This is a genomic window from Brakhagea slesvicensis, assembly GCF_052161625.1.
Taxonomy (GTDB): Bacteria; Planctomycetota; Planctomycetia; order Pirellulales; family Pirellulaceae; genus JBKCUI01.
The window spans coordinates 4257827-4284791 of sequence record NZ_CP197412.1; the positions used below are offsets into that span (position 1 = coordinate 4257827).

Annotated in this window: 17 protein-coding genes and 1 tRNA gene; 9 read left to right on the top strand and 9 right to left on the bottom strand. The window is 53.8% G+C overall.

What is annotated here, in order from left to right; translation table 11 throughout:
• The first annotated feature begins 21 nt into the window (after positions 1-21).
• On the top strand, positions 22-957 hold the full coding sequence (locus tag SH467x_RS16150) for a MotA/TolQ/ExbB proton channel family protein (RefSeq protein WP_482368137.1): 936 nt from the start codon (positions 22-24) through the stop codon (positions 955-957).
• Positions 958-972: 15 nt separating this feature from the next.
• Entirely contained in the window at positions 973-2346 is a 1374-nt protein-coding gene (bioA, locus tag SH467x_RS16155) for an adenosylmethionine--8-amino-7-oxononanoate transaminase (RefSeq protein ID WP_482368138.1), read from the top strand.
• Positions 2347-2355: 9 nt separating this feature from the next.
• On the opposite strand, the gene SH467x_RS16160 is transcribed toward bioA, so the two are convergent.
• The 3 genes from SH467x_RS16160 to dnaK all read right to left on the bottom strand — a co-directional run bounded on the left by SH467x_RS16160 (position 2356) and on the right by dnaK (position 6641).
• Positions 2356-3660, bottom strand: coding sequence for a porin (locus tag SH467x_RS16160; protein WP_482368139.1), 1305 nt, complete (start codon positions 3658-3660; stop codon positions 2356-2358).
• Between the two features lie 226 nt (positions 3661-3886).
• Positions 3887-4588, bottom strand: coding sequence for a metal-dependent hydrolase (locus SH467x_RS16165; RefSeq protein ID WP_482368140.1), 702 nt, complete (start codon positions 4586-4588; stop codon positions 3887-3889).
• A 148-nt stretch (positions 4589-4736) separates the two neighbouring features.
• Positions 4737-6641: a molecular chaperone DnaK gene (gene dnaK, locus SH467x_RS16170; protein ID WP_482368141.1), complete on the bottom strand. Its 1905-nt coding sequence runs from the start codon at positions 6639-6641 to the stop codon at positions 4737-4739.
• A gap of 259 nt (positions 6642-6900) precedes the next feature.
• Between dnaK and pheA the strand changes: the two genes are divergently transcribed.
• Both pheA and SH467x_RS16180 read left to right on the top strand, forming a co-directional pair.
• Complete coding sequence (pheA, locus tag SH467x_RS16175; RefSeq protein WP_482368142.1) at positions 6901-7962, top strand: prephenate dehydratase; 1062 nt, start codon at positions 6901-6903, stop codon at positions 7960-7962.
• A gap of 137 nt (positions 7963-8099) precedes the next feature.
• On the top strand, positions 8100-8876 hold the full coding sequence (locus SH467x_RS16180) for a DUF480 domain-containing protein (RefSeq protein WP_482368143.1): 777 nt from the start codon (positions 8100-8102) through the stop codon (positions 8874-8876).
• 66 nt (positions 8877-8942) lie between these two features.
• Here SH467x_RS16180 and SH467x_RS16185 read toward each other — a convergent pair whose 3' ends face one another.
• The 5 genes from SH467x_RS16185 to SH467x_RS16205 form a co-directional block, all read right to left on the bottom strand.
• Positions 8943-10040, bottom strand: coding sequence for an EAL domain-containing protein (locus tag SH467x_RS16185; protein ID WP_482368144.1), 1098 nt, complete (start codon positions 10038-10040; stop codon positions 8943-8945).
• A 57-nt stretch (positions 10041-10097) separates the two neighbouring features.
• Positions 10098-13553 (bottom strand): protein kinase domain-containing protein, encoded by a 3456-nt coding sequence (locus tag SH467x_RS16190; protein WP_482368145.1) that lies wholly within the window; start codon positions 13551-13553, stop codon positions 10098-10100.
• 550 nt (positions 13554-14103) lie between these two features.
• Positions 14104-15141 (bottom strand): DUF6666 family protein, encoded by a 1038-nt coding sequence (locus SH467x_RS16195; protein ID WP_482368146.1) that lies wholly within the window; start codon positions 15139-15141, stop codon positions 14104-14106.
• A gap of 188 nt (positions 15142-15329) precedes the next feature.
• Positions 15330-16232, bottom strand: coding sequence for a TrmH family RNA methyltransferase (locus tag SH467x_RS16200; RefSeq protein WP_482368147.1), 903 nt, complete (start codon positions 16230-16232; stop codon positions 15330-15332).
• Positions 16233-16255: 23 nt separating this feature from the next.
• Positions 16256-16337, bottom strand: a tRNA-Leu gene (locus tag SH467x_RS16205).
• Between the two features lie 186 nt (positions 16338-16523).
• Between SH467x_RS16205 and SH467x_RS16210 the strand changes: the two genes are divergently transcribed.
• From SH467x_RS16210 to SH467x_RS16230, 5 genes are all read left to right on the top strand, one after another.
• A complete protein-coding gene (locus SH467x_RS16210) occupies positions 16524-16871 on the top strand; it encodes a P-II family nitrogen regulator (protein ID WP_482368148.1) in 348 nt (115 codons plus the stop codon).
• A 119-nt stretch (positions 16872-16990) separates the two neighbouring features.
• Positions 16991-18322 carry a lipid-A-disaccharide synthase gene (lpxB, locus tag SH467x_RS16215; RefSeq protein ID WP_482368149.1) on the top strand — a complete coding sequence of 444 codons (1332 nt, stop codon included), beginning with the start codon at positions 16991-16993 and terminating at the stop codon, positions 18320-18322.
• Positions 18276-19001, top strand: coding sequence for a histidine phosphatase family protein (locus SH467x_RS16220; protein ID WP_482368150.1), 726 nt, complete (start codon positions 18276-18278; stop codon positions 18999-19001). Before lpxB ends, SH467x_RS16220 begins: the two co-directional genes overlap by 47 nt.
• A 135-nt stretch (positions 19002-19136) precedes the next feature.
• Positions 19137-20570, top strand: a complete 1434-nt coding sequence (locus SH467x_RS16225) for a neutral/alkaline non-lysosomal ceramidase N-terminal domain-containing protein (RefSeq protein WP_482368151.1) — start codon at positions 19137-19139, stop codon at positions 20568-20570.
• A gap of 168 nt (positions 20571-20738) precedes the next feature.
• Positions 20739-22541 (top strand): potassium/proton antiporter, encoded by a 1803-nt coding sequence (locus tag SH467x_RS16230; RefSeq protein ID WP_482368152.1) that lies wholly within the window; start codon positions 20739-20741, stop codon positions 22539-22541.
• A gap of 166 nt (positions 22542-22707) precedes the next feature.
• On the opposite strand, the gene SH467x_RS16235 is transcribed toward SH467x_RS16230, so the two are convergent.
• Positions 22708-26850, bottom strand: a complete 4143-nt coding sequence (locus SH467x_RS16235) for a hypothetical protein (protein ID WP_482368153.1) — start codon at positions 26848-26850, stop codon at positions 22708-22710.
• Positions 26851-26965 lie beyond the last annotated feature (115 nt).

The following is a 26965-nucleotide window of genomic DNA, read 5'->3' on the forward strand; positions in this document are numbered from 1 at the left end:
ACTCCAACCGAAATCCACTTGATGGTAACAATCCAACATGGAGCCGCTCGGCCTATGAAAGATGGAACGATAACCCGATCTCGCCTTAGCACGCCCTTGCTTGCGATTGCGATTTTCCTCTGTGGTACGGCAATCGGGTTCTCTCAGGTGACCGATCGAGAACTACAGGATCTTGCTGGGGCCGCGTCGGTAAAGAAGCAGGTATTGGAGACCGCGGAAGGGAAGCAGGTTCGGATCGATCTTTTGGAGTTGTTGATCAGCGGCGGTTTCTTGATGATTCCGATTGGCTTGGTCAGCTTGATTGTGGTGGCGTTCACAATCGACCGCATGATCGGATTGCGAATGGGACGATTATATCCCAGGAAGCTTCGGCGGTCCCTCCGGCAGTTTGCAAAGCAGGTCGAAGTCGATCCACGCTTGGTGCATCCGAGTGTTGTGAACGATTTTTCTGCAGCAGGTGTGGCCGTGCGCTCGTTACTAGGGCGCGTGGGGCGATCTCCTACCGAGATGAAAACGAGCGTAGAGGAAGCGTTGCAACGGGAAGCGGATCGGGCTTATGGAAACGTCAGGTGGCTCAATCTTTCAGCGGGAATCGCTCCGCTTCTCGGATTGCTCGGAACGGTGTGGGGTTTGATTCGCGCTTTTCACGATACGACTCAATTGACAGCAGGTCAGAACCGAGCCGATTTTCTCGCCGTCGGAATCTATGAAGCGCTCGTAACGACATTGGCTGGATTGGTAGTCGCTATCCCAGCGGCTGTTATCTCGCATTATTTCGAGGGACGCATCACCCGCGTTTTCGGAACAATCGAGGAGGACGTCGAGGCGCTCATTCCACGATTCGAAGGGTTTGAGGGGAAGACCCGATTTGAAGCGATTGGAAAAGAATTGGTTCCACGCGACGTGGCGAACCAGCGTGTTTATCCTTCCGCAATTCCATCCATCCCATCTACCTAATATTGCATTCATCTAATGTTGCATTCGAGCTTGAGAGTCGACGGCGCCGCCTACAGCGAACAGGAGATTCGATGGTTGCAGGCAGTCGATCGCGAAACCGTATGGCATGCTTTTTCTCAGATGGCCGGCTACGACGGGTTGATCATCGATCGAGGAGAGGGCAACTGGCTCATCGATATCCAAGGTAATCGGTATTTGGACGCGGCCAGTTCACTTTGGTGCAATGTTCATGGTCACTGCCACCCACGTATCAATCAAGCCATCGTCGAGCAATTGGCGAAGGTCGCTCATGTGACCAACCTTGGAATGAGCCATCCCGAAACCATCCGGTTGGCGGATCGATTGATTCAGTTAGCGCCCGATTCGCTCGAACACGTTTTCTTCTGTTGCGATGGAGCGAGCTCTGTTGAAGTTGCCATGAAGATGGCATTTCAGTTTTGGAAACAGACCGGGGCGGGGCCTGACGAACGGAACCAGTTTCTGGTTCTAGGGAATGCTTACCATGGCGATACGATCGGTACCGTTTCGGTGGGAGGGGTCGAGCGGTTTCATCGGTTGTTCGGTCCGCTACTTTTTCCTGTCTTAAGAGGTCCTTGTCCATCAGGCTCTCGCATCGATACCCATCGAGACGAGTCCTTGCTCGCATCCTATCTCATGAATTATCGAACGCTGCTTGAGAAACATGCTCGTGAGATTGCAGCGGTCCTTGTCGAGCCTTTGGTCCAGTGTGCGGCAGGGATGGTCTTTCATCCACCCGGATTTCTAAGTGGAATGGCATCTCTTTGTCGTGAGTTTGATACGTTGCTGATCGTCGATGAAATCGCGGTGGGAATGGGACGCTGCGGACGGATGTTCGCCTGCGAGGTCGAATCGGTGCAGCCGGATATTCTATGTATCGGCAAGGGGCTCACAGGTGGCTACTTGCCGATGAGTGCTGCGTTGGCTTCGAACCGAGTCTTTGACGCATTCCTTGGTGACTCGACTCGCACGCTCTATCACGGTCATACGTACGGTGGGAATCCGCTTTCTGCAGCGGCTGCCAATGCAACTTTGGATTTGACGCAAGCCTTGCTGGATGGAGGTGTGTTGGGAGAGCGAGTGAATCAAATGGAGTTGGAGCTCCGCGCGACGCAGTCGATGGCGAGCGTCCATCGAGTAGATCACTTGGGGATGTTGGGAGCCATCGAGTGGAATGCCGTCAACTACGAACAATCTTGCCAAGCGATCCGGCGCGTGTGCGACGAATTGCTTCGGGAGGGAGTTTGGCTTCGTCCCCTCGGCAATACGCTGCCGATTGTTCCACCGCTTTCCATCACCCATGATGAGTTGTCGATGCTTTTTGGCAAGCTCCGGCGAGCTATTCAGCAAGTTGCTTCGACTGCTGCTTAGCGTGGGCGATCAAGGCTTAAGAATCTTCGCCATGGGAAAAGGGCCATTGGAATGGGGGCCCCAGAATGTTCGGAAGGAAAAATGGACAGTCCAAGCGTCTTGTCCATTCATATCGGAGTACTCCACACCACTCATCAGCTTGATCCGATGGCGAGCGATGTAGTAATTCAGTCCTGCATAACCAGCCTGATATTGATCGCCGGTGTTGACCCCGACGGTTCGTTCGTATCGTCTCTGTGCAATTAAACCATTGGATTCGTCTGACAAAGCGAGTTGATAGCGAGTGGCCAGCTGTAAGTTTTCGGTGAAGAAGTAACCAGGTTGAATGTTGATACCGATCGCATCCCCCTCTGGACTTCGCAGACCGACCAATCCTTCTGTGACCAAGGAGGCTGCTCCTTCTGTCAGAATCAAGGCGGAGGAGAACCCATCGCGAAAACGGTTCAAGTTCGTAGCGTTGTCATTCGCATCGCTATAGAGGTAGCAAACGTTGAGGAATGCTTCGTCGAGCTCGATTGATTTTTGAACATCCCACGTTCCGGATGCCAGGAAGGAAACACCGGAATCGAACTCGGAAAAAGAGTCGACCATATCCGAACTGGTCGCATTGGAGAAGAAACCTGTGTAGTAAGCAAACGCGTCGGTTTTGCCTGATGCGGTAATAGCTGGGGTGTAGTCCGCATTGAACATGTTGGTCAACATGCCTCGTTCCAGCGTTTGGATGTATCGGCTCGAAACATTTCGGTCGTGCGTGAATCGGTGTTTCTGCTGCCCAATGGTCACCGCAAAGGCGTCATCAAAAGACCATTGGGCCCAGAGCTCCGTAAAGCCGTTGTAAAAAGGGTTTGCGTCGAAGCCGCTTACCATCTGCGCGTGGAGAGTCATTTTCTCAAAGAGACGAGCCTGCGATCCGATGCGTAAGCGTCGGTTTTCCCAATCGTCGAACGAGCTGTTGTCTCCTTCCACACCTACCAGCTGACCGTGGTAACGTCCCAAGAACCACCATTCCTGAAGGATGGGGTTCTCGTCGTTCTTGTATAGTCGCCCTAGATTTTCCAGCTTCTCTCCGAGCGTAAGTTTCTCTGGAACCTCAAGATCTTTCTCGCCCTCCACTGCTTCATCGCCTACGTCGCTCGCCGATGAAGCAGCGGAGGAAAGGAAGGGATCCTTTTCGGTTGCCCCATCTGAAGGGTTTTGTGCCCAAGCCTTCGAGGCTGCAATACTTGCCAACACGAAGACGCAGGCCGCGAGGAGAGATTTGACGGAGCCTCCACGAAGCCGAAAAGGGCGCAGATAGATTCGTGGAAGGTGCAAGGTTCTGACGCTGGAGAATGAAACTTGCCGTGGTTTTGAATCGAGTGCTACTCGTCACGGAAAGCACGAACAGGTGAGGCCCGGTTCCACTTGTTTTCGTCTCTTTGTGAAGAAATCGTTAATATCTTTAGAAAGACTCAAGCAGATTTTCGGGGTGAGTTCAGTCCTCCACCCTCTTCCTCCGAGCCGCATCAGCGGGCCGCATCGCAGGGCCGAAGTGACGTTGTTATTCAATAATAACAGGCGTATCCACGAGGGGTACGAACGGCTTTGCGGAGGTGGATTGTTTCACGAGATTTGCCCAACGGTGTGGGTCCTGTGCGATGGGAGGCCAGGTGTTGTAGTGGGTAGGAAACGCATACTTGGCACCGACCCATTCCACTGCGAGCAAGGAATCTTCTGGTCCCATGGTGAAATGATCGCCGATGGGCACAATCACGCTATCGATCCGATGTCTCTGCATGAGCTTGAGATCGCTAAACAAAGCAGTATCGCCAAGGTAATAAAGGTGATGACTCCAGTCATCGCGTTGGAAAGCCAGGAACAGCCCCCCTGCCACACCTCCGTAGGATCCATCAGGTAGTCCTGACGAATGGATCGCGGGAGTGAGTTGCAAGGAGCCGAAGTCGGTCTTCACTTTCCCTCCGATATTCATCCCAACCGCGTGTTGCACTCCGTGCAGGGTAGACAGCCATGTTGCGATTTCATAATTCGCGTAGACCGGGCAGCCGACACGATTAGCGATGGACGCGGCGTCGGCGATATGGTCAAAGTGCCCGTGGGATATGCAAATGTGGGTCGGATTCAGGTCGGTGTCGCGAACATGGCATGACGGGTTGTCGTTAACGAATGGATCGATCAATACGCGATGGTCCCCTTGAGTGATCATCCAGGTCGAATGTCCTAACCATGTTGCTTCGATTTTCATCCGTTGTTCTTTCAGATTGGATCCGGTGACGATGGTTCAAAACGCCGTGGCCGACGACGTTGGATCATGATAACTCAGACGATATCAAGCGAAACGGGGACTTGCGTCCCCGTCGTCGTTTTGTCTTCAGACTCTGCCTAGTCGTCGATCAGTTCTTCACTTCGAATTCAGCGTCGATCGCATCGTCGTCCGGATTCTTGGCTTCACCCGCAGGTGCAGCGCTGGAGGCTTGCGCTCCCACGGCTGCGCGGAAGGCCTGAGCCGATTGTTCCAACTCCGCCGTCGCCGATTTGATCGCAGCCGTCTCGTTGGTTGTTATTGCATCGCGAACCTTCTTGATGGCGGCTTGGAGCGGCTCACGGTCGCTCGCCGAGAGCTTCTCTCCTTGCTCGTTCATCATCTTTTCCAAAGTGTGGATCATGTTCTCGGCAAGGTTCTTTGCTTCTGCAAGCTCGACGAACTTCTTGTCTTCGTCTGCGTGCAGTTCCGCTTCGCGACGCATGCGTTCGATCTCGTCTTTGCTCAGCCCGCTCGATTGCTCGATCTTGACGCTCGCTTGCTTGCTCGACTTCAAGTCTTTGGCCGAAACATTCAGGATCCCGTTTTGGTCGATGTCAAATTTGACTTCGATTTGTGGAACACCGCGAGGTTGCGGTTCGATCCCTTCCAAGTTGAACTGACCGAGCAAACGATTCTGCTGCGCCATTTTGCGTTCCCCTTGGAAGACGCTTACCGTCACGGCTGTCTGTCCATCGGCAGCGGTCGAGAAGACTTGCTTCTTCTCCACAGGCACTGTCGTGTTCCGCTCGATCAAGGCGGTGAGCACGCCACCTTCGGTCTCGATACCCAAAGTCAACGGCGTCACGTCGAGTAGTAGAACGTCCTTACGATCACCAGACAGCACGCTACCTTGAATTGCCGCTCCGACAGCAACCACTTCGTCCGGATTAACCCCTTGGTGTGGTTCCTTGCCAAAGATATCTTTAACAAGCTGTCGCACCTTCGGTACTCGGGTGGAACCACCGACCAACACCACTTCGTCGATCTCGGATGGCTTCATCTTCGCATCTCGAAGTGCTTGCATGACCGGTTCTCGGCATCGTTCAATCAGAGAATCGACGAGAGACTCGAACACGCTTCGGGTGATCGTCATCTGCAAGTGCTTTGGGCCTGTCGCATCTGCGGTGATGAAAGGAAGATTAAGGTCGGTTTGTGGAAGCGAACTCAATTCCTTCTTGGCTTTTTCGCAAGCCTCCTGAAGTCGCTGGAGCGACATCGGCTCTTTGCGCAAATCGAGACCATTGTCTTTTTGGAATTGGTTGGCCACGTGGTTCACCAACGCTTGGTCAAAGTCGTCACCACCGAGGTGAGTGTCACCACTGGTGCTAATCACTTCAAAAACCTTGCTGGTGCTATCATCGCCGCTCATTGCGACTTCCAAGACCGACACGTCGAAAGTTCCACCCCCCAAGTCGAAGACGATGATCTTTTGATCTTTTTTCTTGTCCAATCCGTAGGCCAAGGCGGCTGCGGTCGGCTCATTGATGATCCGAGCCACTTCCAAACCGGCGATCTGGCCAGCGTCCTTCGTTGCTTGGCGCTGGGCGTCGTTGAAGTAAGCGGGAACCGTGATGACGGCTTTGGAAACTCGGTGCCCAAGATAAGCCTCGGCCGCTTCCTTCAGTTTGCGGAGGACTTTCGCGGAGATTTCTTGCGGAGTGAACTGCTGATCGCCGATTTGGACTTTGACGTATTCGCTCGCCCCTCCGACGACTTGATAGGGAACAATCTTTTCTTCCGATTCGACTTCGGAGTGACGTCGTCCCATGAATCGCTTGACCGAATACACGGTTCGACGTGGGTTCGTAACCGCTTGCCGGCGAGCAGGTTCACCTACGATCGTTTCGCTCTTGTCGGTGAAGGCAACCACGCTAGGGGTGAGGCGATTTCCTTCGGCGTTCGGAATCACCTTGACCTCGGAGCCTTCCATGACCGCGACCACGGAGTTGGTGGTTCCCAAGTCGATTCCAATAATCTTTTCACCGGATGACATAAGTGATTCCTTCTAGTTACGATAGGGACGCGGTTGGTTCGGACGAGCGCCGCAGCCACGAATCTGCACGCTTCTTCGATGAGCACCGATGGAAAGCAATCGTCGTGCCAAATCGGAGGGTGCGTGGGGTACGGTGGTTGTAAGTCGTTTCGCTTCAACGGTTTAATTGCAAGGATTGTCCGTGCGTTCGCCGGGGGGCGTCGAGCGGATCGGGAACAGACCTCCTCCCACACGCCAATTTGACAGAAGAGCTAGGGGTATGGATACAAAACGAGAATTAGGGCTGCTCGACGGGGCAATCGTCGAGTTGTTTTCGAGGCGAATCGACCTGCTAAGGCAACTCGCGGACGATACCTCCGAGGCGAGCGACTTGCCAGGTTTGGCGACGCACTGTCATGCGTCCCTTCTCCGAGCCCTAGAATTGTGTCTTCCAGATCAAAGGTGCCTAGCGGAGCGGATCGTTCCCTTCTTGGCAGGAGTTGCGTATCAATACGCCATCAAGCCGACTCGCATTGCATATCTGGGGCCGGAATACTCGTATTCCTACTCGGCGGCTCGCAAGTACTTTGGGGGGGACGATGGGTTCCAGGCGGTTCAAACCATTGGAGCCGTGTTCGAAGAGATCCAGCGAGGGCATTCGACGTACGGAGTCGTGCCCATCGAGAATTCGACCGACGGACGGATTGTTGACACCCTCACCATGTTTATACGACGTCCCGTTCGGATCTGTGGCGAGGTGCTCCTGCCGATCCATCACAATCTCTTAGCGAGGTGCGATCGATCGGAAATCAAAGAGGTTTATAGCAAACCTCAGGCTCTCTCTCAGTGCAGAGCGTGGCTGGCAGAACATCTACCCAATGCGCGATGGGTGGAGGTGGCGAGCACTGCGGTTGCAGCACAAATTGCCACGCATACGGCGGGGGCTGCTGCGGTTGCTTCTCGCGATGCGGGGATCGCCCTGGGACTGGATTTGATCGCCGAATCGATCGAGGACAACCAGAACAACATCACCCGATTTGCCATCATCGGAAACGACGAGCCTGTTCCCTCGTCGAATGATAAGACTTCGCTGATGTTTCAAGTCCCTCACAAACCGGGCGCGCTAGCCGATGTCATGTTGATGTTTCGCGATAACGGCCTCAATCTGACTTGGATCGAATCGTTTCCTGTTCCTGGTGTGGCGAACGAGTATTTCTTCTTCGTGGAATTGGATGGGCATCGCTCCCAGTCCCATGTCGAGAACGCGATTCGCTCGCTCGAGAAGGCCGCGATCCGATTGAATTGCCTCGGGTCGTACCCAAAAGGTTTGATAGTTAGCTGATCGAATCAAGGCGTATCGCTCCCATCGATCTCACTTCCAAGGTACCTTGTTTTGAACGAGCCAATGGGGTCTAACGTTATGGACGAAATCATTGGCGACCGCCAATTCCTTTACGCCAGACAGAGGACGAGTTCACCGTGGATCAAGACGAATCGGCATCGATAGATTTTTCTTCGCCCCAACCTACCAATGTTCCGACGCAACCGACGGAAGAGGCCAGGACTTGGAAACCTCTCACTGCCAAACAACGTCGCGTTCTGGGCACGCTCATGGAGAAGTCCAAAACAACTCCGGATGCCTATCCCATGTCGTTCACTGGATTGGCAACAGGTTGCAATCAGAAGAGCAATCGCGAGCCGATAACCAGTTACTCGGCCGAGCAAGTCGAGACGATTGTCGATGAGCTGCGAGCACTCGGCGCTGTGACGATCGTTCAAGGCTCGGGACGCGTTACCAAGGTTCGTCATTACGCGTACAACTGGATCGGACTGAATAAAATAGAGGCCGCTGTGATAACCGAGTTGCTGCTCCGCGGTGAGCAAACGATCGGCGAGCTTCGCACCCGTGCTTCGAGAATGGAGCCCATTGCAGATCTCGCGCAGATGCAAGAGATCTTCGATGAGCTCAAACGAAGAGAGCTAGTTCTCGAACTCACCCCCTCTGGTCGCGGCCAGTTGGTCTCGCACAATCTCTATCCAGAATGGGAGCGAGACCAATTGTTGGAAAAGAGTGTCGGAAAAGGAGGGGCGGCGATCGATGACGAAGAACCCCAGCCTTCCACCGGTACCAAATCGGCCGGACTGCCAACCTCCGCAGGGAACTCGAAAGTGATGGACGAGATCGAGCAGCTCAAATTGCTTATTAGCGGTTTGAACGAACGCTTGAACCACATTGAGAAGGAACTCGGTATTTAGAGATTGTCCGACACCATCGAAAACCGCGGCTATCGTCAGAGCGGCTTGTGGTTGTCGGATAAGCTCTTAGCGATCAGGGCTAGGGAACGGCGCGGGACGACCGTACAGGTAGCCTTGTCCCAGTTCGAACCCCATTGCGACGCAAACGCGGTGCTCGGCTTCGGTCTCTACACCTTCGGCGAGCGGTATGGTTCCCAGATCTCGTGACAATCGCACCAACGCTGCCAAAAGATCCTGCCTAGATCCAGGAGCTTTATCGATGTCCCGAATCAATTGCATGTCGAATTTGAGTACATCGGGTGGTTGTTCTCCTAATTCGAGCAACCGACCTTGGCCTGCTCCGAAGTCGTCATAAGAAAGCTGCATCGATAAGTCGGACAGAATATCACGCAGTTTGCCGATCGAGCTTGGATCGGTAACAGATGCTTCGTGGATTTCGAGCGTGACGCGAGTGTCTGGAAATTGCATCCTCAATCGAACGAGAGATTCAAGCAACCTTTCGTTAACCACTTCACAAGGGTGGGTATTCAAGTAAAAGTTCGACCCAGCATGTTGCGATCGCGCGGCTACCAAAAGACCTTCCTCGCGGATCATCTCGCTCAAGGTCGCGTTCTGGCCCAGCCGATCGGCTGCGCTAAATATGTTGGCTGGTGTTGTCAGTCCTTCAAGCTTGCTTCTTACGAGCAACTCGTGCGCGATGGGCTTTCTTTCCTGCATCGTGATAATAGGCTGAAAAAATGGAATCACAGCGCGCTTGGTAAGCAACGTATCAAAATGCAATAGCGTTTGTGCCCACGGAAGAATGCCTTGCTCATGCGTCGCCCCAGCATCGGATCGATCTTCCTTTCCAACACGGAAGAGTGCATTGCCGAACTGCAGCAAATCCCCTTCGCAAACCGAACTGCGCTGCACCGGATTGCAATTTAAGAACGTACCATTTGTACTCCGCAGGTCTTCCACCCACATTCCGTTCTCGTCGAAAGTAATCCTCGCGTGTCGCTTGGAGACGGAGACCTCGGGGATACAAATGTCCGCGTCGGAGGTTCGACCCACAAGCAAAGGCCGCTGTTGTAAGGATATCGACCTCTTCTGCTGTTCCCCGGGGCCAAATTCGACCAAGGTCCAGCTGCTGTTGGCACATGCAAGCGTCTGATAATTCATCATTGATTCGTTCTCGGATGTCGTGAGTCGTTTCGTGTTCGAAATCTAAAACCGCTGCAATCACGGCTGCGTTGTACAGAGGTCCCACTCCTGCAAAAGCATCTTGCGATCCGGAGATATCTCCCGCTCTTGAAGGGTGGTTGGATGGTCGGTCTCTTCCAAGATATGTTGAACCAACGGGTCGCTAAAAATCGGTTCGGTCATCGAGATTCCCGCACGGTTTTTGGATGCGATTTGCATAACCAATCGCGCGTTGCTACCGAAGTAGTCCAATCGGCCGTTTTGATTGGAGATCAAGAGTCTCCCTCGGTGGACTGCGATCCCAATTTGCAAGGGAGCCAAACGGGGATCTCGATGTCGCTCTTTTTGCAGATGTATTGCCAATCGAATGGCCGCGCCGCAATCTTGGAAGGACAGTAACATGCCTTCGCTGATCGATTTCACGACAGCGCCGCGGTGAGGAGCGACTTGCTTCTCCGCTTCCAGCATAAAATATTGGATCGTCCTATAAGCCTCCGTGTCCCCAAATCGATCGTAAAGCGATTCGACATTGTTGACTTGAAGAGCAACCAGAGTCAGATCCTCCGATGACACGGGGACATCGCTCTGAAAGACTTGGTCGGGAAAGAGCTTTCTGAATCGCGCGATGGCTGAAGCCGAAGCGGCAGTAACGATATCGTCTCGTGCGATCGTTCGTTCCAAACGGACAAGCTGCTGTTTGTCCAAGTTGTTCTCGATGAAGAGCGTTACCGCCCCTTCTCGCAGGCTCGGAATCGACCTTGATTTTCCGAGGTCGCTAAGGAAGAACTCCAATTGCGATGGAGCTTGCGAACTGCGAACGGTGATGGGCTGCGAATCGATGGATTGTGTCGTTCGAAGCAGGTAGTTGCCGGTTTGTATTGGGATTTCCAGTTCGATACGCTCTGCCGGTTGCAAACGGACTTGGCTGATCACGTGGGGGGAGTTTCCCGGTCCTCCTACGCAGTATGTTCCGGAATCGACTTCGCGCAGTTCGGGGTGAACCGCAAAGACCATTTCGATCGAATCGGCGAGATTCGATTGGAAATCGGCGTCACACGCTTCGCATTGGGTATGGTTTTCGATTCGAGACAAAAGTGGCTTCGATGCTGCGGGAGCCTTGCAACTCGGGCAAAGAATATCCCAGTGAAGCTGAAGAAGTCCCACGGAGGCCGCGACGATGCACGCATCGACGATGGTGTCCGGGTCGACGCCTAGCGTCTTGGCCAACGCCAGGGGGCGAATCTTTGCGGCAGCTTGAGGTGTGGCAAAGCGAATGTAGTGGGACAGCATCCGGCAAAGTTCCGCATCGACTCCGAACTTTCGCATCTGCTCGGTCCGGTCATCCAATCTTTTCGATCGGGCGCGAGAGAGGATCGGTGCGTCTTCAAAGGGATCGATCACTTCCTCCGACGACGCTTTCGATTGCAAGAACTCGTCGATGTGTTTGTAGACCCGATCGAGAGCACGTCCTCCCTTCCAACCCGCTTCGATGGTCGAAACGATTTTTCCAAGTGTATTGCGAGGTTCGATTTTGACCGTGTGCGTCAGCTTGGTACCGCCGGATGGCAGGGGTGAGAGCTCCACCGAACTCATGAACCACTTGAATGGTCCACTGGAAAACTCACGGAGCACTCCCATTCGTCGCCCTTCGATCCATTCGAACGGATGTTCTTCCCAAGTGACTTGAAGAGCGCCCAAGTGAAACGATCCGAACTTACGCAATCCTCGCTCAGGGTCTTGCTCGGTTCGGTACGTAACAGCGGGAAGACCAACGGCTCGATTCAATCGATCCGTATCGCTGACGAGCGGCCAGAGCTCTCTGGCTTGGCTTTGCAGCGTCCATTCAAAAGTGCGCGTCCAAAGCTTCTTGGATTCATGTTTGGGAAGGTGGGGATGGTCTTCGAGGGCCGAGGGAGCTCCATTGAGAATTCGGTTGATCTCAAGCAGCAATTGGGTCGCGTCGGCAAATCGGTCGGAAGGATTCTTGGCGAGCATCCGTGTGACCAATTGACAGGTTCGATCGGAGATGTCCCGATTTCTTTTCTGCAAATCGGGCGGAGGGTCAAAGCACTGCATCGCGGCAGTCTTCATCGGATCATCCGATCGAAAGGGAACATCGCCTGTGAGCATTTCGAATAGCATAATTCCGATTGCGTAGACGTCGGCAGCGGGTCCGATTTCGGATTGCCCTTTGCATTGTTCCGGTGCCATATACATCGGCGTGCCGAGCATGGTCCCCGCACGGGTTACTTCCATCGAAGCCGATTGATGGATATGTCTTGCAATACCGAAATCAGAAAGTTTGATTCGCCAGTCTGATAACGAAGTGGATTCAGGCCCTATGGGTTTCGATCGGGATGCCAGAAGGATGTTATCCGGTTTGATATCGCGGTGGATAATCTGCTGCGCATGGGCTTGCGAGAGCGCTTTGCATAGGTCTGCAATAAACTGCAATGCGTCGCGCTCGGGTAGGGGGGCTTTTCCTCGCAACCAAGATTTGAGAGTTGGCCCGTCGATGTACTCCATCGCGAGGAAGTGATAGCCGAGGGCTTGTCCGACTTCGAGCAATTCCGTTACATATTCGTTGCGCACGCTAGCCAGGATTCGGGCTTCTTTGGTGAATCGACGAACGGCGTGGGGATTGTCGCCATGCTGATTCAATAGGACTTTCACCGCGACCGCTTTCCCATTCAGTGTGTCGGTCGCTTGAAAGACCATCCCCATTCCCCCCTGACCCAGCAGTCGATGGAGGTGATAGTTTCCTAGCATGTCTCCCTGCCGGAGGATCCTATGAACAGATCCCGTCGAGTCGGTAGGATGATCCACGGCGGAGACAAAGGTTTTCTCGTCGGTGTCATCGTTTCTGTCTCGCTCAAAGCCTTCTAGCTTGGGCCCTGCTGTCTCGAAGGTCGGTTCAACTTCGTCGGATCCCTGGGCAGCGATTCGGGCATTCTCCGCTTCGCGAGGGAGATGCTCCTGCACTGCGACGCTTAGGGTCCGATCCAGTGGCGCGACCCATTTCGTGTGGAATGGATTTCTTTCATCGGGAACACAATCACCGAGGGCTTTGCACCAAGCATCGAATTGCGTCTCCAGTTGCGCGGAGTCGATTTCTTCTCTCGCAAGCCGTTTGAGAACAGCCCAGTGTCGTGCGGGGATTGTAGGATCAGACGCATCAGGCTCCATCGAGCCTAAAACCAGATGCTGCACCAAAGCAATCGCAGCGCGAAGATCCGACTCGTACAGCGAGGATGCAGTAGGAAGGACGTTTGGGCATTTCTGAAGAAAACGCTCTGTAAAGTCCCATTGAACTTGAAGCGGCTCCTCGGAAAGGATTTGAACACTACCTGCATGCAGAGCGCCATGGAAAAGACCATGCGTACATGCCGTATTCACCGTCCAAAGCAGATGAAGTCCCAGTTCGACCCTCTGCAGGCGGTCCGACTGAACGATGAAATCCTGCAGCGGTTTGCTAGCGGACATCGCTAGTACCATTCTGGGGATTCCTTCGGAACGACCGAAATCTAGGACTTTCCTCGACAGGGGATCATGAATTCTGGCGATGCGTTCACATTGCGTTCGGCAGGCCTCCTCGGCATCGAGATTGCCTTGGAGCCAAGGCATAAAACGGATTTCGACCTCGGACTGTGTGACGGAGTCCCAGGCGAAATACCGGGGGGGATCGGAGTTTTGAAGTTGACGCCAATTAGAGAACCGGCACTCGTCCGAAACTGGGGGGATTGTGGGGGCTGGATTCTGAGGTTGCCCCAGAAAGGGAAGGGGCATGCTGAGTGAACCAGCAGTCGGAATCAAGGTTGCCATAGGGAAAGCGTTTCGAAGTGACTACGATCAAAATCACGGGTCAGGATGGACCACCCCTAACCTAGGATTCTGATTTCAACACTTGGGGAAGAGACCCCGCAACCACGCAAACATTGCAGACTCCAAGCTCGAATCTGCCGCTTTTAGCGATTGTTCCGCCGTTCCGCGAATAGACGAAGCGAAGAATGAAACGGGCGAAGAGTCAGACGAGCTATGCAGTTTTCTATTGCAACAGGTCGACCGAGAATGTTGTTGGCGATGCCAGGGACATCATGGGACTATAGCGACCGCGACGCGCTCGGAAGACGTTTCCGCCTGGATACCACTGGATCCCGAGAAAGGCATCGACCGTGCCCGTGTCGCTGGGCATGATGATGTTGGTTTCGCCATAGATCGCGAGGCTAGGTGTTAAAGGCATCAGGATATCCGCGCCGAAGAGGAAAGGATTGTTCTTCGATGCAGACGGTCCGGTCACCGCGTTATTCTCACTATGTTCGTCTGCCAAACCAATCCAACCCGTTGTTTGAGCACCGGTTTTCCAGAAGTGCCTCAGGTACACCGACCCTTGATCGATTGGCCGAAGTGTCACAGGAGTGTTCGCTCCGAAGACGCCCGTATCCGAATTGGATCGAAACGCAGCATTGACGCCGACTTCGTTTCGAGAGTTGAGGAGGTAACTCCCTTTCATTCGCCATTGACCCAGTTGGAAGGAGTCAAAGGATTTTTCGTATAGGAAGTCGTGCACAAATCCCCAGCCGAATCCGCTGTCGGTTCGTTGGAACGCGCCGAGCGTTGTGAAGCTTTGCGTGCGACCGGTCTCTTCTCCGAGGAGTTCATAGACGCGAACCGCGTTGGAGGATGCGACGATGCTGCTCCCTGCCTGAATTCCAATCCCTAACGATTCAAAAACGGGAAAAGCCGTGTTGATCGCTGCTTGACCGCCCAGGTTTGCATTCACCCCGAAATCCTGCGGTTGCTTGGACCCATCCAGCGCTCCAAGAATAGTCGTTTCTTCCCAACGCCAGAGATTTGGGAAATAGCCATTCCACTCTGAAGCTTTGACCTGCGCAAGGTCTTCTGGCTCGAACGCCGTGATAGGAAGTGCCGGATCGTAGGCTTGATCGTCAAACATCACTTCAAAGTCGGCATCGACTGTTTGCGAGATCGGTGAAAACGCTAAAGCGATGGAAAAGCCACAGCGCGCTAAAGCGATGGAAAAGCGACAGCGGAGGAAATTGGTTAGCAAGCTGCAATAACGCATATTCGCGACTTACCTTTGCGTTGCCGGAGACGACAACGAATCGATTCGAACCCAAAGAAGAGACTTGTTGTTCGATCGGTTGATCGGATTCCCCATCTTGCCGTTTCTTTCCCCAGCTGCTGTATCTTAACAAGCAGATGCACCGAATTGCTAGCAATTCGCGATGCGAGTCATCCCCGATTGGATCGCTAGCGAAGTGACGGAGTGATCGACGCTCCGTTTTGACGTTTGGATTCGTAGAGGACGACTGCGGTGCTAACGGATGCGTTGAGGGAATCCACGACTCCTGACATCGGAATGGAGATCGGTTCGATGGATGGATCAAGCCACCGGTGTTGGAGCCCCTCCGCTTCGTTTCCGATCACAATGGCATGGGGTTGCCGAAAATTCGCTGCCGTGTAGATCTTGGAGCCTTCCACACGCGCTGCGAAAACTTGGATATTCGATTCTGCCAACCAAGCCTTCATCGCGGCTTCGGAGGCGATCGCGATGGGCACGGTGAAGAGGGCGCCGAGACTGGATCGAACCGCGTTTGGATTCCAAACGTCGCAGATGGGATCCGCGAGGAGAACGCCTGTTACGCCGGCTCCATCGGCGGTCCGAAGTGCGGCGCCAAGGTTGCCTGGCTTCTCGATGCGGTCGAGTACAAGGAAACAGGGATTGGTCTGGCGACTGCCCTCTTCCCTACTCTGTTCGCTGTCTGACCTTTTTATCTCGGAGAAACGAGATTGGACGCGTGCAGAGAAGCCATCCAAGTCGGTGTTGGCGACTTGAGCGACCCCGATGACGCCCAGATCCCGCTGGCCATATTGCAATTTCTCCATCGCTCCAGGCGCGACGCGAAAGCAGCGGGACTCCAAATGTTTCCGTGGATCATTCGCGAGGAGAGATGCAACCTGGGCCATCGAGGCGGCATCATCGCGCACGAACAGTTGCTCCAGCGAGATGCCTCCTTGCAGGGCTCTCTCGATCAAGCCGATCCCGTCGATCAAAAACAATCCGCTTTGTCTACGCGCCTTGGCGTCGCGCAACGAGGCAGCTGATTTGATCCTGGGGTTCTGAGGGCTGGCGAGGAAAAAAAAGGAATCCAAGCTGATTCACCTGAAGAATAGAGTGGTCGCTCGGGGAGTCGAACCCCGACGCCTTTCGGCACAAGATCCTAAGTCTTGCGTGTCTGCCAATTTCACCAAGCGACCGTCTCCGCAACGCGAAGTAGTCTACTCGCTACGGGATTGCCTGCAAGACCCGCCGAAGGACGCATCCCAAGGCATTCTCCCTCCTGCCCCCTTCCACGGAAGCGTTCCTTCCTCGACACTGATTTTTCGACGATTTACCACGCTCCAGTTCGACGACCCCACCTCCATTACGAGATCGATCGTTGCATGAAACTGCTCCTGGCTATCATTCAACCCAATAAACTGCAGGCTGTGAGAGAAGCACTTCAGAATGCAGGCATTCACCGACTTAGCGTGCTGGATGCACAGGGGTATGGTCGTCAGAAGGGGCATTCCGCTTTTTACGCGGGGGTGGAATACCAAATCCACTTGTTGCGAAAAGTGAATTTGGAGATCTTCGTGAACGACGATTTCGTCGAGAAAGCCATCGATACGATTTGCCGCGTTGCGAAAACAGGTTCGCAGGGGAGTATCGGGGACGGAAAGATATTCGTGCTGCCAGCCATCGAGGCGATTACGATCGATTCCGGAAGCCGAGGGCCCAGTTCGGTTTGAGGCCCCTCGTTTTTTCGCCAGCTTCCCCAATCGTTAAATCAGACGCTTGATCTTGCCCCGGTTCTCCAGTTTCACGTATACCGGCAGGTTGTACCGAATTCCCTGGCGAGCGATAACCGATGAATCAAAACGAGTTCACTGAGTGCAGTCATGATGGTGACTGTAGTCAAATCTATATCGATGGATCGATGCTCGACTCGTTGGGTGATGAAACGTACATGGGACAACGTTTTTTCTTCTCGGTGGGGGAACCAAGTGGTGACCTCCATGCCGCGAATCTCATACGCTCGCTGAAGCGCCTTTCCCCCACCTCGACGTTTCGAGGGTTCGGTGGCTCGCGGATGATTCAAGCGGGATTGGAACTCGACTTCGACCTGACCAGCATGGCGGTGATGGGCTTTGCCGAAGTCCTGCCCAAGCTGCGGGAGTTTTTCCGGATTGCAAAACTGGCGGAGATGTCGTTTGCTCGTGGCGAGGTCGATGGCGTAGTCCTCGTGGACTTCCCCGGATTCAATTGGCACATCGCCAAGCGTGCGAAGAAGTATGGCATCCCGGTCTACTACTACCTTCCACCCCAACTGTGGGCATGGGGGGGCTGGCGCATCGCCAAGATGCGAAAGCACGTCGACCACGTGCTATGCAACTTGCCGTTCGAAGCGACATGGTTCGAGAGTAAGAACATGCCGGCGACCTATGTAGGTCATCCCTTCTTTGATCATATTGCCCAGCAACCGCTCGATACCAAATTCATCGATCGATGGCGTTGTAATCACCAGATCCAAGTCTCCGTGTTACCGGGCTCTCGCGATCATGAAGTCAAGCATATTTGGCCGCTGCAGCTCGAGGCGATTCGCAAGCTGTCGCGACAATTCCCGCACGTGCAGTTTATGGTCGCGGCGCTGAAGGATTCGCATGCACTTTGGTGCAAGAATTCGTTAACGGCCGGGGACGCGAAACTTCCGATTCACATCTTCGCTGGAAAGACGAGCGAGATCATCGAATTGTGCGATTGTTCGATTATGAAGAGCGGCTCGGTTTCCCTCGAGATGATGGCTCGCGGTAAACCCGCTACCGTGATGTACCACGTCAGCACGACGACCTATTGCATGGCCAAAGCATTGGTGCGTATTCCGAGCATCTCCCTTCCCAATCTCATCGCGGAAGAACCGCTTCTTCCAGAATGTATTTCTCATGGGTCCCTTGACTCGAAGTCATCGAAAACATCGATCCAATCGGTCGTCGAACACATGTCCAAACTGCTTAGCGACAATTCCTACCGGCTGAACCAGCGGCGAAAGCTGATGGAGTTATCCAACCAGTTTGCTCGACCCGGCGCTAGCTATGCAACGGCAAAATTCCTATTGCAGGAGTTGGCATCCACAAGCCATGGTACATTGCCGATCGATGAGTCGGATCTTCCGACTGTTGTTGCCTCTCGAAAAGCGGCGTAACGCGATGGCACCGAAAGCCGTTTTGTTTTTGGTACGCCATGCTCAATCGGAAAACAACGCCAACCCCGATTCATTAAGAATTCCAGATCCGGGTATCACCGATCTTGGTAGGCAGCAATCGCTTCACTTGGCTTCCAGAATCGATCGTTATGCTCCCACTCTTCTTTACTGCAGCCCTTTTCTTCGCACATTGCAAACCGTTGCGCCTGTGGTGGAACGAACGGGGATTCAGCCCAGGATCCGACAGGATCTGTTCGAACAAGGTGGATGTTATAGTGGACATGAAATAGGGAAGCGAACTCCAGAAAAAGGGCTGCCGCGCTCCAAGATTCGATCCCTCTATCCGGGCTGGCAAATCGACGAGCGGATCGGGGAGACGGGCTGGAATCAACTGGAATACTATGAGACCATCGAGCTTGCTCGGGAGCGTGCGCGAGGGGTACGCAAGTGGTATGAATCCCAAATGGATGTGCATGCAAATCATCGCGTTTTGATGATGATCCATGCCGATTTCAAAATCCGATTGCTTGAAGCGATGCTCGAGATTGAGGATTTCGATCCCCTTGTGTCTGAACCGATCAACACCTCGGTCTCCTGTCTCTTTTTCGAAAACAATCGCTGGAAGCTACACTATTGGAACGACTTCCATCATCTGCCTGAGACTCTTGTGACACATTGATTGCACCGCTTTTGATACAATCTTCGGCCCCCTTCGATATGAGCCCCTGAGTTCTGGGCCGTGTCGTATGGGCCGTGTCGTATGGTATGGTTTGACCCCGTTGGGTCTGTTCTCGAATCGGTTGGGCGATTATCTATGTACAGGCGCACTTTCGTTGTATCGGTCCTGAGTTGGAGCCTTGGACTGACCCTTTCCGATCTTGGGTATAGCCAGCCCGAATCTTCCTTGCGCGCGGGATTTGCGAAAGTAGATATTACCCCCACGGTTCCGACCCCTATGGCGGGTTACTACCAAGGGCGACTTTCTACGGAAACACATGATCCCCTCTGGTGCCGCGCGACGGTCATGGACGACGGAAGCACTCGCTTGGCGATCGTCGCGTTGGACCTCATCACGACAACGCGTTGGCTTACCTCAGAAACACGCGCTCGAATCGCTGCGAAGACGTCGGTCCCCATGGAGCATGTTCTCATTTCAGCAACGCATTCCCACACCGGACCGGTGATGTACGATCCGGCCAATGCTCGATACCAGTTATTGGGGAATTCCAATCCTGCGACAGAAAAATACATGGCGGAACTGCCGGATAAAATTGCAGGATGTGTTTCCGAAGCGCTCGCGAATCTCACGAATGTCCGTGTTCACGCGGGCGTTGGGGAGGAGCGGGATTTGGCTTTCAATCGCCGGTTCTTCATGAGCGATGGGAGTGTCGGTTGGAACCCAGGGAAGCTCAATCCCAAGATCGTGCGCGAAGCTGGCCCTACCGATGCCACGTTGCCCATCGTTGCGTACTACCGTGAAGGCTCCGAATTGGCAGGGTTGCTGAGCAATTTCTCAATCCACTTGGACACCGTCGGTGGTACGCAGTGGAGCGCCGATATGCCCTATGCCATGCTTCAATCCCTGCAGGAGGTAGTAGGGGAGCGTTGTCATTTGCAGTATTCCACAGGGTGTTGTGGCGATGTGAATCATATCGATGTCCGCAGGGCCTTTCCCCAAAAGGGGCATGCAGAAGCCGCACGGATCGGGACGCGTTTAGCCGGAGCAGTGCTCCGTTCTTGGAGCGATCTACCGCCCGCACAAGGGACAAAACTCCATGCGACTTCAAAGCTTGTGACGCTGCCGGTTGCGAAGCATGCTGCAGAACGCGTGTCGTGGGCGAAGGAGATTGCCGAAAAATCGACGCAGTCTCCGCAACCACCGTTTCGCGATATGGTGGAGGCATTTCGCATCTTGGACATCGAAGCGCGAAATAAGGAACCTTATTCGGTTGAGGTACAGGTCCTTTCGCTGGGACGCGAAATTGCATGGGTCTCTCTGCCAGGCGAAATATTCGTCCAATTGGGGATCGCGATCAAGGATGGGTCCCCCTTTCGGGTAACTTCGGTGCATGAGCTTGCTAATGGTTCGATCGGTTATATTCCGACGCAGCAAGCTTATCCGCAGGGAAATTACGAGGTGATCTCGGCGCGCTGCGACATGGGAAGTGGAGAACTGTTGGTCGATGCTGCGCTCTCGCAACTGCGCGAGCACTTTGTCGTCCAGTCGAATAGCGAAGCTGGCCGGTAACCTATCGAAGCGATCGGTATCGTTGCCAAATCGTTTTCGAGTCCAAGAATCGCGTCATGAACGGAAATGTAATCCGCGTGCAGTCCCTGTTCTCTATTGTGGAAAAGGGCCTCTTGAATCGGGCACGCAGTCACAGGAACACGACGTAGAAGGATATGGTAACGACGGATGTCCAATATCGACACGGCGATTTTGGTGGGGAGTTTTTTGCTTTTGCTCGGGGTGCTGTCAAGCAAATTTTCGTCCCGGTTTGGGATGCCCGCGCTCGTGACCTTTTTGGGGGTAGGGATGCTCGCGGGGGCCGACGGAATCGGAGGAATCGCGTTCGACGATTACGGGTTGGCGTATTCGATCGGTACGGTCGTTCTCGCGATAATCCTTTACAGTGGAGGACTCTCCACGCCATTGGAGTCCGTTCGGTCATGCTGGAAACCTGCCGGGATTCTCGCGACCGTCGGTGTCGTGATCACTGCGGTGGTTACGGGACTAGCTGCCTCGTGGTTGTTGGGGGTGAGTCTATCCCATGGCTTGCTGCTGGGGAGTATTGTCGGTTCGACCGATGCTTCGGCGGTTTTTTCGATTCTGCGAGCAGGAGGGATTCACCTGCGCCGAAGATTGGCCGACACGCTGGAGGTGGAGAGTGGTTCGAATGATCCGATGGCGATCTTTATGACCATTTGCATGCTCCAATATCTAACCGGCGGGTTGAATTCATGGCAAAGCCTTGTTTTCCTCCTACTCCGGCAGATTTTGGTCGGATTGGTCGTGGGGATACTGGCTGGCTACTTGGCAGTCTGGTCCATGCGGAGAGTGCATCTTCAAGTAGCGGGGCTCTACCCCATTTTCGCTGTCGCGTTTGGTTTGATGTCCTATGGAGCGGCCGCCACGTTGGGGGGAAGTGGCTTTCTCGCAATCTATTTGACTGGAATCATCGTAGGAAACTATCGAACCCCCTTCAGTCGCGGCACCTTGGCCTTTCACGACGCGTTGGCATGGTTGGGGCAAATCGTGATGTTCATCTTGCTCGGATTGCTTTGCTTCCCAAGTCAATTTGTGGAAGTGATTGGTGCAGGATTGGCGATCTCGGTCGTGCTCGCCTTGGTGTCACGCCCCCTGGCGGTATTTCTTTGTTTGATTCGTTCGCCATACAATCTGCATGAGAAATTGCTCCTTTCTTGGGTGGGACTCAAGGGAGCCGTCCCGATCACGTTGGCCATTTTTCCTTTGATGGCTGGAGTCGAAGGAGCCTCCAAAATCTTTGATGTCGTCTTCTTCGTCGTACTTGTCTCAGCGGTCGTTCAAGGATCGTCGCTGAGCTGGGTTGCGAACAAACTGAAATTGGACATCAAACCCAAAGAAGAACCTCCTGTCACGTTGGAGATTAGTTCCTTGCACGAGGTCGATGCGGACATCGTTGACTATTTCATCGAGCCAGACACTTTGGCGGCCGGGAAATTGATCCGCGATTTGGCGCTTCCTTACGATGTGGTCATCGCTTTGATTGTTCGACAAGGAAAGAGCAAATTACCGAAAGGTAGCTCTCGCATTGAGGCGGGTGACCATATTATCGTCGTGGTGCATCAAAGCGTTCGACAAGCAGTGGATCATATCTTTGCACGATCACGTTCGCAGGCGACGCTAGGGAGTTGGCCCGATCAAGTCGAATTTCCGATACGCGGAGTTGTGAAACTGTGCGATTTGAATGAATCCTATGGTCTTAAGTTGGAGAGCGACCCGCAATCGACTCTCAGTCAATGGCTGCGTGGACAAGTCACCGAGGGGGCGATGTCAGTCGGGACGAAAATCGAATGCGGTTCTGCCACATTTACGGTTCGCGTCTTGGACGCTACCGGTAACGCCACACTGATCGGAATGCGACTTGGAAATGGAACGAATCTAGCAAAAGACAATGTTTCATTATCAGAACAATCTGCTGCACCGTGCCAGGGCGATACACACAAATCGGAATGAGAGTTTTTCAATGGAAGCAACTCAACCGTCTATTCACAGATCAATCAGTTTGCAAATGTCAAAGTCTAAGAATTCACGGTTTCAAAGAACCGTCGTCGCGCTGCGGCATCACCTACGAGGACCCAATAATCACCTGTCATCCCCGAGCGCTCCTGTCCCTCCATGTTCATAAGCCAGTGGTACGCCAACGTCCTCCACTGCTAAAGGCTTGCCATCCGAACAGCAACCACCGAACGAGGGCCGATGCGAGCCAAAGGGCCCAAAGAAGCATGGCCAATCGGTAATACCAAATCGAAATAGAAACGATCGACGGTCGAGGAAGTTCATCCCATGCTTTGGGGGCGTACCAGTTGAGGAAATTGCCGTAGGAACCGTTACCAACGATGAACATCTCGGGGCTCCCCAACAGCCCCTTTCCTACCACGACAATAAGAATTCCAAAGATGATAAACGTTAACGCAACCAGCAAGATTTGAAGCAGATTGAATTGCCAAGCTCGATAGGAAGTTGGGTCCGTCTGCTTGCGACAACCAAGCCACAACAGCCAACCGACAACGATGATCCCGGCGATGGCATGCAACTGCGTAAGCCCCAGCGCGAGCATGACCCATTCGAACCGATTGAGTGGTGAGGTAGACAGACCACCTAAGACGATAGCAAGCAACAATGCTGTCGCAAGATAGATCCACATGCGGACCGCTGGTCCGCGGAGAGGTCCATCGGTCCAAAGTATCCAACGGTTCGATGGAACTTCTACAAGCGTTGTGACGTTGGCACTCACGACAGGGAGCTGCACCGATTCGATAGTGGTCCAGCTTGGAAGAGGTTGGTTCGTTTCCCAACTCAACTCGATTTGTTGTTCTCCGGGTTGCAGGTTTACCATCAATTGGCCATCCATCCGTCGAACAGGTTGCTTGCGCTTGTCGATGGTGAGAGATCCGATCTCGATGTCTGGCTCTAACTGAACAACGAAATCCCCACCGATGCTGCTCACGACGTCGATGGAGAGATTTGTCTTGCGTTGACGTGCCCCCAGTGAGATCGTTCTCGCGACTCGATTCACCGTCACGCTTTCGCCGGCCACGGCCTGGGGACGACGGACTTCCAATGTTACTTTCTCACCTGGCCAAGCTTGCCAGGTAGGTACCAAATCGCCCGAGGATTCTTCGTAAACGGGAGTCAATCCCGACGATGCGATGTTCCAAATCGGCGAACTGATCAAGACCCATCGTTCCACATAATCACTCGAGGCGAACGCGTTGGCGCTATCTGCGGCTGAATCGGAGGCTTGAAGCTCCAGGGATGTGGTCGGCTCCATCTCGCTTTCCCATGCGAATTCCGATTGGTCGGCCGTCAAGTTTACTGAAACCGTCCTGGAGTCTGAATCTGCATTCGCGCTAATCACTCTCTCACCGGGCAGCAGCGGAATTCGCAAAGCAATCGCTTTTCCTGTTGAAGATAACCGTGTCACTCTGTTGTGAATTTTCCAGTCGATCCCCAGTTCCAGTCTTCGTTCAACCATCACAATCGGGCGATACACACGCTGATCGTACTTCGCCTCTTCCGTTCCAGATTTCTCCATTCGAGTGAAGAAGAGTTGGCTTTCTGGAATCCCATTTTCATCCATCCCCGTCACTTGCCATTGCGGTGCGGTGATGCTCACTCGCCTCGGTGCAAGAACGAACCCAAGCTCCCAGTCGTTGGCAACGGCGAGATAACCCTCCAGAATGATTCGATGCACTCCGGCCGGAACAACGACCCATAAGTGCCCGTCGTTGCGTCGGGAAACAGGAGGCGTTGAGGACGGTCTCTCCTGGTTTGTTTCACCCAACTCCTCGATTCGAACGGAGGCGGGAGACCAAATCGACAGATTCCCCGGAATTGGAATGGCCACTTCGTGCCCGGCATGGACCTCCAGCGACATGTTGATTCTGGTTTCTTCGATGCGCAAATCCAGTTGGGCGATCGTTGTCGTATTCGGAATTACATCCGTGGATTGCAATAGTCTCTGTCGCAGCTGATCGAGAACGGTTTGATCGGGTATCTGACCTAAACAAACGGAAGCGTTGGAGAGAAAAACCAATAGGAGCACCGAAGTTGCCGTTGGCTGAATAACTCGGGTGGGAATGCTCCATTGCATCTTCGTACCAGAGCGCAGGAGTGTCGCCGCCAGTAGTACGAGCAAACTGCATCGGATGACCGCGAGAATTCGATGCACTGTGAGGGGAATGGTGACGGGGTAGAGTTGCTGCTCGCCCGTTACCGGTCCATCCCAACGACAAACGACCCTATGGCCCAGCCAATCGGGTTTGGCTGGACCAGTTTGCATCCTCGAGGCTGGATCGAATGCCAAGTTTGCCGCTTGTGCAGCTTCTTGTTTGCCCGCGAAAGATTTCACGGAGGATGGCGATGGCTGTTGGGGCTCTATGGCAGCCACCGAATCTTCGCGCAGGCTCTCCGCGACGCTTGCCGTGTGCAGGTAGCCAGTCTCAAGCGATGGGTACATGGGCCTCTGAGTATAGGGAATGCCCACTTGTTCCAGTTGAGGGTAGAGAACCAACTGTATCTCTCGTGATAAAAACGGAACGAGATTGAGCAAGATAAGCCCTAGGGCGAGCAACCTCCAAGCCTCCAACCATCGCTTTCCTGCCCCATCGTTTACCACGCGAAGCAATGCGACAGGGAGCAAGAGGAACAGCCAGGTCCAACGGGGTGAACCTGGTTCATGATAGGAGATTCCAAAGGCAACCAATGCAAGCAGTCCGGCTGGAATGCCCCAAAGCCGATAAACAGCTAGCGCGAAGACCAGGACGAGAAACAGATCGAGCAAACTCCAAGCCGTGAGCCAGTCACCCTCGACATCGTCTGCGCCAAAGACGGCAAACATGCGCCAGCCAGGAGGAAGCGAAAGCGTGATGCGTAACGAATCGACATCGGCGATCCATCCTGTCGCGGGTAGGGACGTCGATCGATCGATTCGTCCCAGCGCTTCTAAGTTGGGATTTCGGCTTCGAATTTCAACACCTTGGTGCCCGTTGATGGGATTCGAAGTAATCAGTTGACGTTCACCATCGAGTCGCACCATTCCCAATTGATGGGATTCGGATACATCGAGTCGCCAAGACTGTTGCAATTCCCCTCGCAGCCGATCTTGAAACGTGATTCCTTTTCCATCGTCGTCCAGCCAGAAATGTCTCGTGATCGCGAGGCCTTTTGGTTTTTGCATTCCCATTCCTCGCATCTTCTCGCTCAGTTGGAACGGCGTTTGGGATTGCCACTGATAGACCTGCCAGGATCTCCAGGCTTCGGGATAGGTTGTCTTTTGGACATCGATGGCTTGCAGACCTTGAATCTCGGCGACCCGAAAAGTCGGATTCGCTTGAAAGCCGATCAGCTCCTGGGGTACCACGGGCCGTTTGCCTTGGGCGAACTGAAATGCTTGGAGGTCGGTTTTGCGATAGGCGGATATCGCGATGACCCACTTTCCAGGGCGAACCTGAACCTTCATATCCCCTGTGTCGTCGATCGCGACTGGAATGGGCGCGTCGATCGAAGATAGATACCAACCCTCCGGCAGAATGCAGCCGAGGTTCTCTTCGCGACTCCGTCCTGATACCGACAATTCGACTTGTGTGGTCAACCAGAGGGGAATCCCATCTTGGATCAGTCTGTAGACGTTGACGGACAGTAGATCCTGCTCGGCTTGTTCCTCGGGCTGCCGATTCAGCCAAAGTGTTCCCGAAGGATCCCAGTTCGGGATCGCGATCGGGGCACCATCCCGCACCAACGCAACGATCCCAATCGAACTTGGCAAGGCGATTTTTTGTGGAATCGCGTTCCATCGAAATTCTCCCCTCAACTGATAGGTGCCCGGCTTGAGCTGTACCGCCGGATGATCTCCATTCGCTAGCACTGCGATCGGACTCTGGTTGGACATGACATTCTGAGGCCAATTCTGCGAGTCTCCAGGAAGAGAAACCCAACTGTCCACGAAGACCACGACCTCCATTTGCCAAGACCCTCGATCGGGCAGAACTTCTAAGTTCAACTGGGAGGACCAAGAGTGGAGTCGAGACTGGGCATTGTCGAAGGTGGGTGGCGCGAGCTTTTGACTTGGGTCCCACAGGACCCATTCCTTCCAGTCCTGGAGCGCGGGTGGGATATCGGTCGTTTGCGCAGCGACATAAGGACTGCAAAGAGAGCCAATCCATAAGAATTGCAGCAACCTCGCGAAGGAACGCGGTAACAAGCAGTGCAGTATCGTCGAGAACCAACGGTCCAAACGAGGGTGGGGGGAGGCTGGATGCATTCGATCGACTCGCTATCTAAAGAAAAGCCGCCTGGGTGTGGACGGGTGACTTCATTGTAATTTCCAATGCGAGAAGCCGTTGGCTTCGCTGCCCGGATAGAACGATCGCTTGGAA

Bases quoted from the DNA above. Each gene is read 5' to 3' on its own strand.
- SH467x_RS16150 (WP_482368137.1), top strand. From the start codon at position 22: ATGGTAACAATCCAACATGGAGCCGCTCGGCCTATGAAAGATGGAACG.
- bioA (WP_482368138.1), top strand. From the start codon at position 973: ATGTTGCATTCGAGCTTGAGAGTCGACGGCGCCGCCTACAGCGAACAG.
- SH467x_RS16165 (WP_482368140.1), bottom strand. From the start codon at position 4,588: ATGAAAATCGAAGCAACATGGTTAGGACATTCGACCTGGATGATCACT.
- dnaK (WP_482368141.1), bottom strand. From the start codon at position 6,641: ATGTCATCCGGTGAAAAGATTATTGGAATCGACTTGGGAACCACCAAC.
- pheA (WP_482368142.1), top strand. From the start codon at position 6,901: ATGGATACAAAACGAGAATTAGGGCTGCTCGACGGGGCAATCGTCGAG.
- SH467x_RS16185 (WP_482368144.1), bottom strand. From the start codon at position 10,040: ATGATGAATTATCAGACGCTTGCATGTGCCAACAGCAGCTGGACCTTG.
- SH467x_RS16190 (WP_482368145.1), bottom strand. From the start codon at position 13,553: ATGGTACTAGCGATGTCCGCTAGCAAACCGCTGCAGGATTTCATCGTT.
- SH467x_RS16195 (WP_482368146.1), bottom strand. From the start codon at position 15,141: ATGCGTTATTGCAGCTTGCTAACCAATTTCCTCCGCTGTCGCTTTTCC.
- SH467x_RS16210 (WP_482368148.1), top strand. From the start codon at position 16,524: ATGAAACTGCTCCTGGCTATCATTCAACCCAATAAACTGCAGGCTGTG.
- lpxB (WP_482368149.1), top strand. From the start codon at position 16,991: ATGAATCAAAACGAGTTCACTGAGTGCAGTCATGATGGTGACTGTAGT.
- SH467x_RS16220 (WP_482368150.1), top strand. From the start codon at position 18,276: ATGAGTCGGATCTTCCGACTGTTGTTGCCTCTCGAAAAGCGGCGTAAC.
- SH467x_RS16225 (WP_482368151.1), top strand. From the start codon at position 19,137: ATGTACAGGCGCACTTTCGTTGTATCGGTCCTGAGTTGGAGCCTTGGA.
- SH467x_RS16230 (WP_482368152.1), top strand. From the start codon at position 20,739: ATGTCCAATATCGACACGGCGATTTTGGTGGGGAGTTTTTTGCTTTTG.
- SH467x_RS16235 (WP_482368153.1), bottom strand. From the start codon at position 26,850: ATGCATCCAGCCTCCCCCCACCCTCGTTTGGACCGTTGGTTCTCGACG.